The sequence below is a fragment of the Pelomonas sp. Root1217 genome (assembly GCF_001425705.1).
In the GTDB taxonomy this organism is placed as follows: Bacteria; Pseudomonadota; Gammaproteobacteria; order Burkholderiales; family Burkholderiaceae_C; genus Pelomonas.
This window is the reverse complement of sequence record NZ_LMDC01000027.1, coordinates 426,215-440,381: the sequence shown is the minus strand read 5'-3', so window position 1 is coordinate 440,381 and position 14,167 is coordinate 426,215. Positions and strand designations below refer to the sequence as shown.

At 68.2% G+C, this 14,167-nt stretch carries 15 protein-coding genes; 13 read left to right on the top strand and 2 right to left on the bottom strand.

All coding sequences use genetic code 11. From position 1 onward, the window contains the following. The first annotated feature begins 140 nt into the window (after positions 1-140). The 12 genes from rpsA (at position 141) to ASC95_RS19635 (ending at position 10,295) form a co-directional block, all read left to right on the top strand. On the top strand, positions 141-1,856 hold the full coding sequence (gene rpsA / locus ASC95_RS19690; protein ID WP_082567935.1) for a 30S ribosomal protein S1: 1,716 nt from the start codon (positions 141-143) through the stop codon (positions 1,854-1,856). Between the two features lie 110 nt (positions 1,857-1,966). Then, on the top strand, positions 1,967-2,266 hold the full coding sequence (locus tag ASC95_RS19685; protein ID WP_057299389.1) for an integration host factor subunit beta: 300 nt from the start codon (positions 1,967-1,969) through the stop codon (positions 2,264-2,266). Positions 2,267-2,292: 26 nt separating this feature from the next. Then, complete coding sequence (locus ASC95_RS19680; RefSeq protein ID WP_057299388.1) at positions 2,293-2,592, top strand: lipopolysaccharide assembly LapA domain-containing protein; 300 nt, start codon at positions 2,293-2,295, stop codon at positions 2,590-2,592. Further along, positions 2,582-3,727: a lipopolysaccharide assembly protein LapB gene (gene lapB / locus ASC95_RS19675; RefSeq protein WP_057299387.1), complete on the top strand. Its 1,146-nt coding sequence runs from the start codon at positions 2,582-2,584 to the stop codon at positions 3,725-3,727. The genes ASC95_RS19680 and lapB overlap by 11 nt, the downstream gene beginning before the upstream one ends. A 235-nt stretch (positions 3,728-3,962) precedes the next feature. After that, the gene (locus ASC95_RS19670; protein WP_057299386.1) at positions 3,963-4,703 is read left to right on the top strand and encodes a hypothetical protein; all 741 of its coding nucleotides are present in this window, start codon (positions 3,963-3,965) and stop codon (positions 4,701-4,703) included. A 12-nt stretch (positions 4,704-4,715) separates the two neighbouring features. Beyond that, positions 4,716-5,579 (top strand): Kdo hydroxylase family protein, encoded by an 864-nt coding sequence (locus ASC95_RS19665; RefSeq protein WP_057299385.1) that lies wholly within the window; start codon positions 4,716-4,718, stop codon positions 5,577-5,579. Beyond that, on the top strand, positions 5,579-6,526 hold the full coding sequence (locus ASC95_RS19660; RefSeq protein ID WP_057299384.1) for a glycosyltransferase family 32 protein: 948 nt from the start codon (positions 5,579-5,581) through the stop codon (positions 6,524-6,526). Before ASC95_RS19665 ends, ASC95_RS19660 begins: the two co-directional genes overlap by 1 nt. Before the next feature lie 129 nt (positions 6,527-6,655). Continuing rightward, the gene (locus ASC95_RS19655) at positions 6,656-7,228 is read left to right on the top strand and encodes an SIS domain-containing protein (protein WP_057299383.1); all 573 of its coding nucleotides are present in this window, start codon (positions 6,656-6,658) and stop codon (positions 7,226-7,228) included. Beyond that, the gene (gene rfaE1, locus ASC95_RS19650) at positions 7,225-8,160 is read left to right on the top strand and encodes a D-glycero-beta-D-manno-heptose-7-phosphate kinase (RefSeq protein WP_057299382.1); all 936 of its coding nucleotides are present in this window, start codon (positions 7,225-7,227) and stop codon (positions 8,158-8,160) included. Before ASC95_RS19655 ends, rfaE1 begins: the two co-directional genes overlap by 4 nt. A 2-nt stretch (positions 8,161-8,162) precedes the next feature. Then, positions 8,163-8,654 (top strand): adenylyltransferase/cytidyltransferase family protein, encoded by a 492-nt coding sequence (locus tag ASC95_RS19645; RefSeq protein ID WP_235537991.1) that lies wholly within the window; start codon positions 8,163-8,165, stop codon positions 8,652-8,654. Next, on the top strand, positions 8,651-9,196 hold the full coding sequence (gene gmhB / locus ASC95_RS19640) for a D-glycero-beta-D-manno-heptose 1,7-bisphosphate 7-phosphatase (RefSeq protein ID WP_057299380.1): 546 nt from the start codon (positions 8,651-8,653) through the stop codon (positions 9,194-9,196). The genes ASC95_RS19645 and gmhB overlap by 4 nt, the downstream gene beginning before the upstream one ends. 1 nt (position 9,197) lies before the next feature. Next, the gene (locus ASC95_RS19635) at positions 9,198-10,295 is read left to right on the top strand and encodes a glycosyltransferase family 1 protein (protein WP_057299379.1); all 1,098 of its coding nucleotides are present in this window, start codon (positions 9,198-9,200) and stop codon (positions 10,293-10,295) included. Here ASC95_RS19635 and ASC95_RS19630 read toward each other — a convergent pair. Both ASC95_RS19630 and ASC95_RS19625 read right to left on the bottom strand, forming a co-directional pair. Next, a complete protein-coding gene (locus ASC95_RS19630; protein WP_057299378.1) occupies positions 10,292-11,305 on the bottom strand; it encodes a glycosyltransferase family 9 protein in 1,014 nt (337 codons plus the stop codon). The genes ASC95_RS19635 and ASC95_RS19630 overlap by 4 nt on opposite strands. Continuing rightward, complete coding sequence (locus ASC95_RS19625) at positions 11,302-12,282, bottom strand: glycosyltransferase family 9 protein (protein ID WP_162250811.1); 981 nt, start codon at positions 12,280-12,282, stop codon at positions 11,302-11,304. The genes ASC95_RS19630 and ASC95_RS19625 overlap by 4 nt, the downstream gene beginning before the upstream one ends. Positions 12,283-12,427: 145 nt before the next feature. On the opposite strand from ASC95_RS19625, the gene ASC95_RS19620 reads away from it, so the two are divergent. Then, positions 12,428-14,167 (top strand): ABC transporter ATP-binding protein, encoded by a 1,740-nt coding sequence (locus ASC95_RS19620; protein ID WP_057299376.1) that lies wholly within the window; start codon positions 12,428-12,430, stop codon positions 14,165-14,167.

Here is a 14,167-nt window from a genome sequence, read left to right as displayed (position 1 = left end):
AAAGGTCCAGGCTTGAGAAGCCACGGCCCGTAGCCCTTCCCTCCGAACGTCAGTTCACTGAGGGCCACGATGTCAACAACTTAACCCGCAGCTCGTCTGCACGCCGCGTCGGGGCTCCCCGACGCATCAGGATCCATCACATGTCCCAAACCCAAACCGCCCAAGCCTCCGGCATGGAATCCTTTGCCGCCATGTTCGAGGAGTCGCTGCAGCGCTCCGACATGCGCGCTGGCGAAGTGATCTCGGCCGAAGTCGTTCGTGTCGAACACAACTTCGTCGTCGTCAACGCAGGCCTCAAGTCCGAAGCCTACGTGCCCATCGAAGAGTTCAAGAACGACCAGGGCGAACTGGAAGTCCAGGTCGGCGACTTCGTGTCGGTGGCCATCGACGCCATCGAAAACGGCTACGGCGACACCATCCTGTCGCGCGACAAGGCCAAGCGCCTGGCCTCGTGGCTGAGCCTGGAAACGGCCCTGGAGTCCGGCGACTTCGTCACCGGCACCGTCTCCGGCAAGGTCAAGGGCGGCCTGACCGTCCTGGTCAACGGCATCCGCGCCTTCCTGCCCGGCTCGCTGCTGGACACGCGCCCGGTGAAGGACATGAGCCCCTACGAGGGCAAGACCATGGAATTTAAGGTCATCAAGCTCGACCGCAAGCGCAACAACGTTGTGCTGTCGCGTCGTGCCGTGGTCGAAGCCTCCATGGGTGAAGAGCGCGCCAAGCTGCTCGAGACGCTGTCCGAAGGCGCCATCGTCAACGGCGTGGTCAAGAACATCACCGAATACGGTGCGTTCGTCGACCTCGGCGGCATTGACGGCCTGCTGCACATCACCGACATGGCATGGCGCCGTGTCCGTCACCCGTCCGAAGTCGTGACGGTTGGCCAGGAACTGACCGCCAAGGTCCTGAAGTTCGACGCCGAGAAGAACCGCGTCTCGCTGGGCATCAAGCAGCTGGGCGACGACCCGTGGTTCGGCGTTGCTCGCCGCTACCCGACGGGCACGCGCCTGTTCGGCAAGGTCACGAACATCGCCGACTACGGTGCGTTCGTCGAGATCGAGCCGGGCATCGAAGGCCTGGTGCACGTGTCTGAGATGGACTGGACCAACAAGAACATCGCCCCCAGCAAGCTGGTCTCGCTGGGCGACGAAGTCGAAGTCATGGTCCTGGAAATCGACGAAGACAAGCGCCGCATCAGCCTGGGCATGAAGCAGTGCAAGGCCAACCCGTGGGAAGAGTTCGCCGAGAACGTCAAGCGCGGCGACAAGGTCAAGGGCCCGGTCAAGTCGATCACCGACTTCGGCGTGTTCGTGGGCCTGGCCCAGGGCATCGACGGCCTGGTGCACCTGTCCGACCTGTCTTGGGACGAGACCGGCGAAACCGCCGTTCGCAACTTCAAGAAGGGCCAGGAAGTCGAAGCCGTCGTGCTGGCCGTGGACGTCGAGCGCGAGCGCATCTCGCTGGGCATCAAGCAGCTGGACAGCGACCCCTTCACTGCCTACACCACGATCAATGACCGTGGCGCTTCGGTGACCGGCAAGGTCAAGACCGTCGACCCGCGCGGCGCCGAGATCGAGCTGGCTGACGGCGTGATGGCCTATCTGCGCGCTTCGGAAATCTCCCGCGATCGCGTGGAAGACGCCCGCAACGTGCTGAAGGAAGGCGACGAAGTCACCGCTGTCGTCGTCAACATCGACCGCAAGACCCGCAACATCCAGCTGTCCATCAAGGCCAAGGACAACGCCGACAACCAGGAAGCCATGCAGCGCCTGAGCCAGTCGAGCGAGCGTGAAAACGCCGGCACCACCAGCCTGGGCGCCCTGCTGCGCGCCAAGCTGGACAACCAGGGCAACTAAGCCTTGTTTGACCTGCCCGGCCTCTCACGAGGCCGGGTATGCTCCCCACAGGCTCGCCGGCCTCGCCAGCGGGCCTGTTTCAATTCAGAACGACAAACAAGCGCTCCGCCATGACCCGCTCCGACCTCGTCGCCGTGCTCGCCGAACGATTTGGCCAACTGACCCAGCGCGACACCGAGTTCGCGGTCAAGACCATCCTCGACGCGATGAGCGACGCCCTCGCGCGCGGCCACCGCATCGAGATCCGCGGCTTTGGCAGCTTCTCCATCAGTCGCCGCCCTCCCCGCGTCGGGCGCAACCCGCGCAGCGGCGAGCAAGTCATGATTCCAGAGAAGCTGGCACCTCACTTCAAGCCCGGCAAGGCGCTGCGCGAGGCCGTCGACAAGCACTTGCCGGTCACCGACGTCTGAGTCAGCCTGAGTCAGAATCCGGGGCCATGCGCACCCTTGTCTGGCTCCTGCGAGCCCTGCTCTTCTTCACACTGTTCGCCTTTGCGCTGAACAACAGCCACGAGGCCACCGTGCGCTGGTTCTTCGGCCACGAGTGGCGCGCGCCGCAGGTCATCATCGTGCTGCTGGCCTTTGGCTTCGGCGCCGCCTTTGGCGTGCTGGCCATGGTGCCTGCCTGGTGGCGCCACCGCCGCGCCGCCCAACGCGTCGAACCCCTGCCCGGCGCACCCCAATCCACGCCCGAAGTCCCCGCAGCCCCTTACGCCGCCCACCAAGATGGAGTTTGATCCGCGCTGGCTGCTCTTCGTCCTGCCCGTCGTCTTCGTCCTCGGCTGGCTGGCCTCCAAGCTCGACTCCAAGCAGTGGAAGCTGGAACAGCGTGATTCGCCCAAGGCCTATTTCAAGGGTCTGAACCTGCTGCTGAACGAACAGCAGGACAAGGCCATCGACGCCTTCATCGAGGCCGTACAGAACGACCCCGACACCTCCGAGCTGCACTTCGCCCTGGGCAGCCTGTTCCGCCGCCGCGGCGAGACCGAGCGCGCCGTGCGGGTGCACGAACATCTGCTGCGCCGCGGCGACTTGGCGCAAACCGACCGCGACCGCGCCCAGCACGAACTGGCCCAGGACTTCTTCAAGGCTGGCCTGTTCGACCGCGCCGAGGCGGCCTATGCCGAACTGCGCGGTACCGCTTTCGAGCGTGAAGCGCGCCTGGCCCTGCTGTCCCTGTATGAGCGCTCACGGGACTGGTCCAAGGCCGCCGAGGTTGCCGCCGAGCTGGAAGCCGCGGGCACGGGCTCCTTCTCCGGTCGTATCGCGCATTACCTCTGCGAGCAGGCCCTGGTTGCCCAGTCCCAGGGGCATGTCGACCTGGTGCCCTCCCTGCTTGAACAGGCGCAGCGACGCGCGCCCGAAGCGGCTCGCGCCTACGTACTGCAGGGCCAGATGCTACTCAAGGCTGGCCAGGCTGAAGCCGCGCTTGCCGCCTTCACCAAGCTGCTCGCAGCCAACCCGCCGGCCTTCAACCTTGTTGCAGCCGACTGCGCCGCCGCCGCCAAATCTCTGGGCCAGCCTGAGCGCGCCATCGCGCTGATCAGCGAGCAGTACCACCGCTCGCCCAGCATGCAGTTGCTGCGCGCACTGGCAGGCCTGCAGCCGGGCCCGCAGCGTGAGCGCCTGGCAGTCCATCTGCGCGAGCAGCCGGCCCTGTCGGCTGCCACGGAGTTGCTCAAGCTCAATGCCGGCGCATTGCCCGCCGACGAGGCCGCTCCCATGATCCAGGCGCTGGAAAAGGCCGCCAAACCGCTGCAACGCTACCGCTGTGCCGCCTGCGGTTTCGAGGCCGCCCACTACTTCTGGCAATGCCCGGCCTGCCTGAACTGGGACAGCTATCCGCCGCAACCCATCGAGGAACTCGCGTAGATGAAGCCCCTCGCCCAGCCGCACACCGCTGAACGCGGTGCGCCTGATCGGCCCCCCGGGGGGGCGGCGATGCTTGCCGGATTGACCGGCAAGCACATCGCCAGCGCGGGCCGGCTTGGCGAACTGGAGTCGGACACAAGCAGTCCATGTGGACTGCTTGTGCCTACGACAGGCCGTCGGCCTCTGGCCCACGGCAGCCCGGCGCTCGGCCCGCAATGACTATGGAACAACTGAAATGAGCAGCGCAGCCGAAGACCGCTTCGTCATCTGCATGAAGTGGGGCACCAAGTACGGCCCCGAGTACGTCAACCGCCTGTACGGCATGGCCGCGCGCCACCTCCGCGGCCCGTTCCGCTTCGTCTGCTTCACCGATGACACCCACGGCATCCGCTCCGAGGTCGAAAGCCTGCCGCTGCCCGAGACGCACGCCAGCCCAGGCAAGCGCGATGGCGGCTGGAAAAAGCTCGGCACCTACCAGGCGGACCTCTTCGGCCTGAAAGGCACGGCCCTGTTCCTGGACCTGGACGTCGTCATCGTCGGCGACCTGACCGAATTCTTCGAGGTGCCCGGCGACTTCCTCATCATCAAGGACTGGAAGCGCCCCTGGCGCGTGACGGGCAACTCCTCGGTCTACCGTTTCCGCATCGGCGCCCACGCCGACGTGCTGGCCCACTTCATCGCCCACCAGGACGAGGTGCGCGCCAAGTACCGCAACGAGCAGGAATATCTCAGCCATTTCCTGCACGACCAGGGCAAGCTGGCCTACTGGCCCAAGGACTGGTGTGCCAGCTACAAATACCACTGCCTGCCGATGTGGCCCACCAGCTTCTGGCGCGACCCCTTCATTCCGGCCGGTGCGCGCGTGCTGGTCTTCCACGGCGTGATGAACCCACCCGATGCGCTGGTGGGCCGCTCGCATGGCAACTGGCGCCATGCCCGGCCCGCGAAGTGGATCGCCGACCACTGGAAAGAATGACAGACCACCGGCATGGACAACCGAATCATCACTGTCGACAGCCGCGACTGGACTTCGTCCAAGCCCGGCCTGGTGCCTGACCTTGAGGCGGGCCGGGTGCTGTTCTTCCCCGGACTGCGCTTCGAGCTGACGCCCGACGAGCAAAAACTGCTGCGCCCCGACGTGCGCGACGAGAAGTCCCGCAATATCAGCCTGCGCCATGACGGCGTGCTGGCCGGCGCCGCCGTGCAAGGTGAGGAGAAGGAGCGGCTCGCGGCCCTGATCGGGCGCTTTCGCACCCAGGCCTGCGCCTTGATCGACGCGATTGCGCCAGCCTACAAGCCGTCGCTGCGCTTGGCCCCCACGAGCTACCGCCCTATGCAGGTCGAGTCGCGGGTGCAGTCCTGGCGCGCCGACGACCGCCGGCTGCATATCGACGCTTTCCCTTCGCGGCCCAACCGCGGCGAGCGCATCCTGCGCGTGTTCACCAACCTCAATCCCAACGGCGAGCCGCGCATCTGGCGTGTCGGCGAGGCCTTCGAGGACATCGCCCGCCGCTTCGTGCCCCGCGCCAAGCCCTATGTGGCCTGGCAGGCCAAAGCCCTCAAGGCCCTGCACGTGACCAAGTCGCTGCGCACCGAGTACGACCACCTGATGCTGCAGTTGCACGACGGCATGAAGGGTGACCTGGATTACCAGCGCAGCAGCCCGCAGGTCGAGATGCCGTTCCCGCCCGGTTCGACCTGGGTCTGCTACTCCGACCAAACGTCCCATGCGGTCATGTCCGGCCAGTTCATGATGGAGCAGACGCTGCATCTGCCGGCCCAGGCCCAGGTCGAGCCCGCCGCCAGCCCGCTGGCCATCCTCGAGCGGCAACTGGGCCGCCGGCTGACCTGATGGATTGGCTGCCCGCGGCCGTCACCGCCCTGATCGCGGTCCTGCTGCTGCGCGAACTGGCCACCGTGCTGCGGGCCAGGGTGCCGACGCAGACCCGCGCCGTCATGGTGGGCGACAACACGCCGCTCTGCCAGGACGAGATCCCCAGGATCATCTGGACCTACTGGCAGCCCGGCCCGGCACCGGCCTTCATCCAGGCCTGCCTGGCCAACTGGCGCCGCTTCGCGCCCGACCACCAACTGCGCCTGCTGGACCGTGACAGCGTCGGCCAATGGCTGTCCGAACTGCGCGCCGACTTCGACGACATGCCGGCCGACCGCCAGGCCGACTGGCTGCGCATCCAGCTGCTGGCGCGGCACGGCGGTGTCTGGATGGACGCCTCCATGCTGCTGAGCCGCGACCTGGGCTGGCTGCATGAGACGCGCCGGCGCCGCGCTGCAGACTACGTCGGCTTCTACATCGACCGCTACACGACGCGCCCCGAGCTGCCCATTGTCGAGAACTGGCTGATGGCCTCGGTGCCCGGCGGCCGCTTTGTCACCGCCCTGGCGACGGCCTTTGACTGCGCACTGGACGAAGGCGCAGAGGCGCTGCTGCAACGCCTGCACGGCGAAGGTCGACATGCCCGTGTCGCGCAGGCACTGACCGATGAATCCCAGCGCCATCTGCTGATGCAGATGGCGGCAGGCGAGCTGCTGGACCGCGAGCCACAACTCGCCCGCCTGGTGCTGCTGCGCGCAGAAGACGGCCCTCTCGCATGGCAAGCCGGCGTGGGCTGGCGCCAACGCCACCTGTACGCCCGCCTGGCCCTGGTGCCCTGCCCGCGCGTACTGCCCGCCGTGCTCAAGCTGCGCAGCGGTGACCGCGACATCGTCGAGCGCAACTGGCGGCGTGGCCTGGTGTCACCTTTCAGCGCCCTGGTCCAGCTCATCGCCCGCGACAAGTGAAGCCACGCCGGCCCTAGATCTTTGGAGCGTAGCCAATCACTCGCTGCAGCCCCGCACCGGTTGGCACGGCCACCCATCGCCGATACTTGAAACATCGGTCTGCAGGCGGGCGCGAGCCCGTGATTTCCCATGAGTTCCCTGTTTTTACGCAATCTCGACGAACACCTGCAACTGATGCAGGTGCTCGGAGCGTTGGATCCCCAAGTGCACCAGGCCGGCCAACGCCTCGCCGCCACGCTGAGGGCCGGCGGCAAGATCATGTTCTGCGGCAACGGCGGCTCGGCCGCGGACAGCCAGCACCTGGCCTCCGAGCTGACGGGCCGCTTCATCAAGGACCGCCGCCCGCTCGCCGGCCTGGCGCTGACGACCGACAGCTCGGCGCTGACCTGCATCGGCAATGACTACAGCTTCGACGACGTGTTCGTGCGTCAGGTGCAAGGCCTGGGCCGCGCCGGCGATGCGCTGTTCGGCATATCGACTTCAGGCAACTCTGCCAACGTGCTGCGCGCCGTCGAGGCCGCCAAGGCCATGGGCATCTACACGCTGGGTCTGCTGGGCCGCGACGGCGGCAAGCTGGGCGCGCTGTGCGACGACAGCATCATCGTGCCGCACGGCATCACCGCCCGCATCCAGGAGGCGCACCTGCTGATCGGCCACACGCTGTGCGGCCTGATCGAGGCCAACCTGGGCGTGGGCCAATGAGCGCCCTGCCCTCGCGTGAACTGCTCGCCTCCCGCCGCATCCTCGTCGTCGGCGACGTCATGCTGGATCGCTACTGGCACGGTGCCGTGGAGCGCATCTCCCCCGAAGCGCCGGTACCCGTCGTGCGCATCGAGCGCGAGGAAGAACGACTCGGTGGCGCCGCCAACGTCGCGCTCAACATCCGCACGCTGGGCGCGCGGGCCACGCTGCTGACCGTTGTCGGCCAGGACGAGCCGGCCCGCCGCCTGCGCGAAATGCTGCACGAGCGCGACATCGAGACCGTGCTGCGTGAGGACAAGCAGCTCTACACCATCGTCAAGCTGCGCGTCATCGGCCGCTCCCAGCAACTGCTGCGCGTGGATTTCGAGAACGAGCCCGACCACGAGGCCCTGGGCGAGATGCTGGATGACTTTGCCGAGCAGCTGCCGCACCACGATGTCGTGCTGTTCTCCGACTACGGCAAGGGCGGCCTCACGCACATTCCGCGCATGATCGAGATGGCCCGCGCCGTGGGCAAGCCCGTGCTGGTCGACCCCAAGGGCAGCGACTACAAGCGCTACGCCGGCGCGGACGTCATCACCCCCAACCGCGGCGAACTCGCCCAGGTGACCGGTGCGTGGCGCGGTGAAGCCGAGCTGCGCGAGAAGGTCGCGGCACTGCGCGCTGGAATCAATATCGGCGCCGTGTTGCTGACCCGTTCCGAGGAAGGCATGACGCTGTTCGACGCCAGCGGCATCACGCACGAGCCGGCTCGTGCCCGCGAGGTGTTCGATGTGACCGGTGCGGGCGATACCGTCATCGCGACGCTGGCGGTGCTGATGGCCGCCGGCGCGCCGCTCCCACAAGCCATGCGCCTGGCCAACAAAGCCGGTGGCATCGTCGTCGGCAAGTTCGGCACAGCAACAGTGAGCTACGACGAGCTGGCGGCATGAGCATGCTGGAAGACAAGCTCATCGATGCCGCCGCGCTGGATGACTCGGCACTGACCGCGCGGCTGGCCACGCTGGGCCGGCCCATGGTGTTCACCAACGGCGTTTTCGACGTGCTGCACCGCGGCCACGTGGCTTACCTGCATGCGGCGCGCGAGCAAGGCGCCAGCCTCATCGTGGCCGTCAACTCCGACGCCTCCGCTCGTGGCCTCGGCAAGGGGCCGGACCGGCCGCTGAACCGCGACGTCGACCGCGCCCTGGTGCTGGCTGGCCTGGCTTCTGTCGACGCGGTGCTGTTCTTCGACGAGCCCACGCCTTGCGCGCTGCTGGCGCGCGTGCGCCCGCAGCTCTACGTGAAGGGCGGCGACTACGACATGGAAGCGCTGGAAGAGACGCGCCTCGTGCGTTCGTGGGGCGGCGATGCGCGCGCCATTCCCTTCGTCGACGGCTACTCGACGACCGCCCTGGTCAACCGCATCCGCGCGCAGGGCCAATGAGCGCGCGCCGCCCCGCCGCCTTCCTCGACCGCGACGGCGTCATCAACATCGACCACGGCTACGTCAGCCGCTGGGAGGACTTCACCTTCGTGCCCGGCGCAGTGGACGGCCTGCGCCGCCTGCAGGCTGCCGGTTACGCCCTCGTCATCGTGACCAACCAGTCGGGCGTGGCGCGCGGCTACTACGACGAAGCCGCGGTGCAGCACCTGCACGACACACTGCGCGAACACCTGGCGCAACAAGGCATCACGCTGGCCGCCATCGAGTACTGCCCCCACCTGCCCGACGCGCAGCTGCCCCGCTATGCGCTCGACTGCGACTGCCGCAAGCCGGCGCCCGGCATGATCCTGCGCAGTGCCCAAGCGCTGGGTGTCGACCTCGCCGGCTCGCTGATGTTTGGCGACAAGCCCTCGGACGTCGAAGCTGGCCGGGCGGCCGGCGTCGGGCAATGCATCCTTCTCGCGAAGAACGGTCAGCCCACAGCATCGCCCGTGGACTACCTCGACCTCCCGCAGGCGCTGGACGCACTGGGCATCGCCTGACATGAGCCGCCCGCCCGTCTTCGCGATCGAGGCCACCAACCTGACCGACGAACGCGGCACCGGCATCGGCCGCTACACGCGCCAGCTCATCGAAGCCTTGTCGGCGCTGCAGGTGCCGCCGCAGGCCGAGTTCAAGCTGCTTCAGCTGTGCAAGCGCTCGCGCTGGCAGCTGCGTGACCGGCTGGCCCAGGGGCCCCGGCTGTCCAGCCGCTGTTGGTGGGGCCCCATCTGGCCGCTGCCGCGCCCGTCGTGCGCCTTGCTGCATGTGCCCGACGAACGCCAGCCGCCCTGGCGCGTGCCCACCGTCGCGACGGTGCACGACCTCTACGCGGCGCTGAACATCAACTACACCGACGAGAAGAAGCGCCAGCGCAAGCTTCGCCACTACGAGCATCTGCGCGACAACTGCGCGCGGCTCGTGTGCGTCAGCGAGAACACGCGGCAGGACTTCCTGCGCCTGGTCGGCGGTGATCCGGCGCGGCTCAAGGTCGTCCATCCGGGCGTGGCACCCGAGTTCCGGCCGCACACGGCGGACGAGATTCAGGCCGTGCGTACGCGCCATGGGCTGGCGGGGCCGTATCTGCTGTTCGTCGGCTCCACGCCCAACAAGAACCTGGCGCGCACCATCGAGGCCTTCGCCGCCGGGCGCTTCGGCCAGGACTACACATTGATGGTCTGCGGCGAACACTCCCGCACCCAAGGTGAGGCCCTGGCGGCACGGCTCGCCGAGCTGGGCCTGGCTACGCGCGTGCACTTTGCAGGCTTTGTCAGCGACACGGACCTGCCCGCGCTCTACGCTGGCGCGGCGGCCTATCTCTTCCCGTCCTTGTACGAGGGCTACGGCCTGCCCATCCTGGAAGCCATGGCCTGCGGCACGCCTGTGCTGGCCAGCGATCGCGGCAGTTGCCCCGAGGCGGCGGGTGGCCACGCCGCGATCGCAGACCCGGAGGATATCGAGGCGCTGGCCGCGGGCATCGCGTCCGCCGTGGCGATGACGCCCGCCCGCCGCGCAGCGGCACTGGCCTACGCGCGCACACGAACCTGGGAGGCCACGGCCCGTGGCACGCTGGCGGTCTGGCGGGAAGCGCTGGCGCGCTAGCGGATCACCTCTTGCACACGGGCTTCGACGTCCGCTGCGCCGATGTCCGACAGCCGCGCGGCCTGCAGCAGGTGCACATGTTCGGGATCGTGCTCCAGCGGCGGGCGCGGGCCGAGCACGACGAAGGCATGCGTGCCCACCGCGGCCGCGATGTTGACGGCACCCGTGTCGTTGCCGATGCAGGATTGCGCCAGCGACAGGGCCGCCACGCTCTCGGCGACGCTGCTGCCGGTCATCGTGGCCACGCGCTCGCGCAATGCCGGCTCGACGCGCGCCAGGATGGCCTGCGCCAGCGCGCCTTCCGCCGGCCCGCCCAGCAGCAGGACGCCGTGGCCACGCGCGGCCAGGCGATTGGCCAGTTCGACGAAGTTGTCTTCGCCCCACTGCTTGTAGGGCTCGGACGCGCCGATGGCCAGTGCATGAAAGGGCCGCGGCAAGGGCGCCAGGTGCTCGCCCATGCGCGCCAGCGCATCGGGGCGCACGCTGATGCGCGGCACGATGGGCGCGCTGCAGAAGCCCTGGGCGATGGAGAAGTTCGTCGCGTCCTTGTAGCCGGCCACGGCGGGGCCGCGATAGCGGCCGATCCATGGCGACCGCGTCAGCAGCAGGCGCTGCAGCCAGGTCTCGCCGAAGCCGAGGATGGTGCGGACGCCGGCGCGCCAGCAGACGATGATGGCGCGCCCCGGATGGTCGGAGAACAGCACCATGCGGTCGAAACGCTTGGGGGCCAGCTCGGCGCCCAGGCGCAGCAGGCCGTCCAGGCCGCTGTGGCGGCCGCGGCGACGCTCGCTCTTGCGCGGGCGCCGGTCGAAATCGATGACTTCGCGCACCCAGGATTCGTGGCCCAGCAGCTCGCGGGCCATCGTGGTCGGCGCGGCGATGAGGCTGATCTGGCCGTCGCGGCTCTGCTCGGCCACGCAGCGGAAGTACTGCGCATGCCACACGAGATCGCCCATGCCGTTGAGCTGCAGTTGCACGGCCGTTTTGGGGCGGGTGTCTGCCGGGCTCATGCGGCCTGCGCCAGCGCGATACGGGCAACGTCGCCGGGCTGGATGTCGGCCAGCCTGGGCGCGGTCAGCATGTGCAGCGTTTCGGGGTCATGCGCCAGCAGCGGACGTGGGCCCAGCACCACCCAGGTCGGCGTGCCGACGGCGGCTGCGATCTGCACGCCGCCCGTGTCGTTGCCCAGGCAGGTCCGCATCAGCGACATGGCCGCCACGGTCTCGGCCACCGTGCCGTCCGTGACGGCCAGGATGCGCGGGCGCAGGGCCGGCTCGACGCGCTGCAGGATGGCCTGCGCCATCTCGCGCTCCGCCGGGCCAGCGATCAGCAGCACCCCGTGACCGGCGCGGGCGAGCTCGGCGGCCAGCGCGGCGAAGTTGTCGGTGCCCCACTGCTTGTAGGGCTCCGACGAGCCGATGCACAGCGCATGCATGGGCTGTGGCATGCCCTGCACCCGCGCCTTCATGCGCTCCAGCGCTTCGGGGCGCACGACGAGGCTCGGCACGATGGGCGCATCACACCAGCCATGCGCGATGGCGAACATCGTGGCGTCCTCGTAGGTGCCGACGGCCGGGCCGGTGTAGCGCTGGATCCAGGGCCCGTGCGAAAGCAGCCGGCGCTGCAGCCAGGTCGTGCCATAGCCCAGGCGCTCAGGGATCTTCGCGGTCAGCGCCACCAGGGAGCGGTTCGTGTAGTTGGTGAACAGCACGATGCGGTCGAACTGCTTCTCGCGCAGCTCCACGCCCATGCGGAACAGGCCCAGCACGCCGCGGTGACGCCCCTGTCGGCCCTCATGGCGGCGCGGGTGGCGGTCGAAGTCGATGATCTCGCGCACCCAGGGTTCATGGCCCACCAGCTGCTGCGCGAACACGGTCGGCGAGGCGATCAACGACACCTGTCCGCCCTGGCTGGTCTCGGCGACGCGTCGAAAGTACGGCACATGCCAGACCAGGTCGCCCATGCCGACCCACTGGAGCAGGACCACGGTGCGGGGTCGGGAGTCGGTGGCAGCAGGCGATGAGGGACGCGACGGCATCAGGCAGGGGGAGCGGAAAGCGGGCGAATTCTATGGGCCTGCCCATTCGCTCGGCAGGCGGCGATGCCGGCAAACCCCGCGACAATCCCGTCCCATGTCCGCCGACGCCAACGCCTCCATCGCCCGACGTCTGGGCCAATACGTCTTCCCCTATCGGTGGGGCGCGCTGCTGACCATCGTGGCCTACCTGTGTCTGGCCGGCACCGAGTGGCTGTTGCCCCAGCTGATCAGTTATGCCTTCGACGACAAGGGCTTCACCAAGGACGCTTACCCGTTGTGGATGGTGCCCGTGGTGCTCATCGGGCTTTACATCGTGCGCGGTGCATCGAGCTTTGCCGGGCAATACCTCTTCCACTGGACGCAGACGCGCAGCGTGCTGGACTTCCGCACCGCACTGGTCAACTCGTTGCTGCGGCTGGATGCCCAGGTCTACACCCGCATGCAGCCCGGCACAGCGGTCACCAAGGTCGTCAACGACCCGCAGCAGATCCTGCAGCTGACAGGTGACGTGGGCATTGCGCTGCTGCGCGACGGCCTGGCCGCCATAGGCTTCGCGGTCCTGCTGTTCTACCTGAACTGGCAGCTCACGCTGATGGCGCTGGTCATCACGCCGGTGATGGCGATAGTGATGAAGAAGCTCAACCAGCGCATGCGGCAGATGTCCACGCGCTCCTACGACTCGCAGCTGGTACTGGTGAACAAGGTGGACGACATCACCCGCGCCTGGCGCGCGGTGCGCCAGTTCGGCGCGGCGGACTACGAGCGCCAGCGCTTCACAGCCGCGGCGCTGGAAGTGCGGCGCTACAACCTCAAGGCCGCCGCAGCGGGTGCGCTGGCCCAGCCCGTGTCGCAACTGGTCGCGAGCGTGGGCTTGTCGCTGATCATCTGCATGGCGCTGTGGCAGGCACGTACTGAAGGCACCGGCGTGCAGGACTTCGCCAAGTACGTGGCGGCTCTGCTGTTGCTGCTCTCCAAGCTGCGCCACCTGTCCGACCTGGCCTCGCCGCTGACGCGCGCCAGCGTCATTGCCAAGGGCTGCTTCGAGCTGATGGACGCACCCAAGGAGGTCGACACCGGCACGCGCGAGCTGCCTGGCCCGGCGCAAGGCGACATCCGGATGGACGATGTGCGCCTGACCTATCCCGGCGCCGGCCAGCCCGCGCTGGACGGCCTCTGCCTGACCTTCGCCGCCGGCAAGACCACGGCGCTGGTCGGCGCCTCGGGCGCGGGCAAGAGTTCCATCATCCACCTGCTGCTGGGCTTCGGCCCGCCTGACGCCGGTCGCATCCTGCTGGACGGCACCGACATCGGCACGCTGACGCGGCTCTCCCTGCGCCGGCAGTTCGCGGTGGTGTCGCAGGACATCGTGCTCTTCGACGACTCCGTGGCCAACAACATCGCCTACGCCCAGCCGCGCGACGCGGCCAAACTCGAAGCCGCGCTGCGCGCCGCCCACCTGTGGGACTTCGTGCAGACGCTGCCCGAGGGCGTCGAAACCCACGTCGGCGCCAACGGCAGCAAGCTGTCTGGCGGCCAACGCCAGCGCCTCGCGATTGCCCGGGCGCTGTACAAGGACGCGCCGATCTGGATCTTCGACGAAGCCACCTCGGCGTTGGACACCGAGAGCGAGCGAGCCGTGCAACAGGCCCTGGCCGCCTGGTCCGGCCGCAAGACGCTGATCGTCATTGCCCACCGGCTGTCCACCATCCGCGATGCGGACGCCATCCACGTGCTCGGCGCCGGCAAGCTTGTCGAGACCGGCACGCACGCCGAGCTGATCGCGCGCGATGGCGCCTACGCGGCCATGGTGCGGGCTCAGGTCGGCGAGGCCTGA

Coding starts and splice junctions, on each gene's coding strand:
- rpsA (WP_082567935.1), top strand. CDS start 141: ATGTCCCAAACCCAAACCGCCCAAGCCTCCGGCATGGAATCCTTTGCC.
- ASC95_RS19685 (WP_057299389.1), top strand. CDS start 1,967: ATGACCCGCTCCGACCTCGTCGCCGTGCTCGCCGAACGATTTGGCCAA.
- ASC95_RS19680 (WP_057299388.1), top strand. CDS start 2,293: ATGCGCACCCTTGTCTGGCTCCTGCGAGCCCTGCTCTTCTTCACACTG.
- lapB (WP_057299387.1), top strand. CDS start 2,582: ATGGAGTTTGATCCGCGCTGGCTGCTCTTCGTCCTGCCCGTCGTCTTC.
- ASC95_RS19670 (WP_057299386.1), top strand. CDS start 3,963: ATGAGCAGCGCAGCCGAAGACCGCTTCGTCATCTGCATGAAGTGGGGC.
- ASC95_RS19665 (WP_057299385.1), top strand. CDS start 4,716: ATGGACAACCGAATCATCACTGTCGACAGCCGCGACTGGACTTCGTCC.
- ASC95_RS19660 (WP_057299384.1), top strand. CDS start 5,579: ATGGATTGGCTGCCCGCGGCCGTCACCGCCCTGATCGCGGTCCTGCTG.
- ASC95_RS19655 (WP_057299383.1), top strand. CDS start 6,656: ATGAGTTCCCTGTTTTTACGCAATCTCGACGAACACCTGCAACTGATG.
- rfaE1 (WP_057299382.1), top strand. CDS start 7,225: ATGAGCGCCCTGCCCTCGCGTGAACTGCTCGCCTCCCGCCGCATCCTC.
- ASC95_RS19645 (WP_235537991.1), top strand. CDS start 8,163: ATGCTGGAAGACAAGCTCATCGATGCCGCCGCGCTGGATGACTCGGCA.
- gmhB (WP_057299380.1), top strand. CDS start 8,651: ATGAGCGCGCGCCGCCCCGCCGCCTTCCTCGACCGCGACGGCGTCATC.
- ASC95_RS19635 (WP_057299379.1), top strand. CDS start 9,198: ATGAGCCGCCCGCCCGTCTTCGCGATCGAGGCCACCAACCTGACCGAC.
- ASC95_RS19630 (WP_057299378.1), bottom strand. CDS start 11,305: ATGAGCCCGGCAGACACCCGCCCCAAAACGGCCGTGCAACTGCAGCTC.
- ASC95_RS19620 (WP_057299376.1), top strand. CDS start 12,428: ATGTCCGCCGACGCCAACGCCTCCATCGCCCGACGTCTGGGCCAATAC.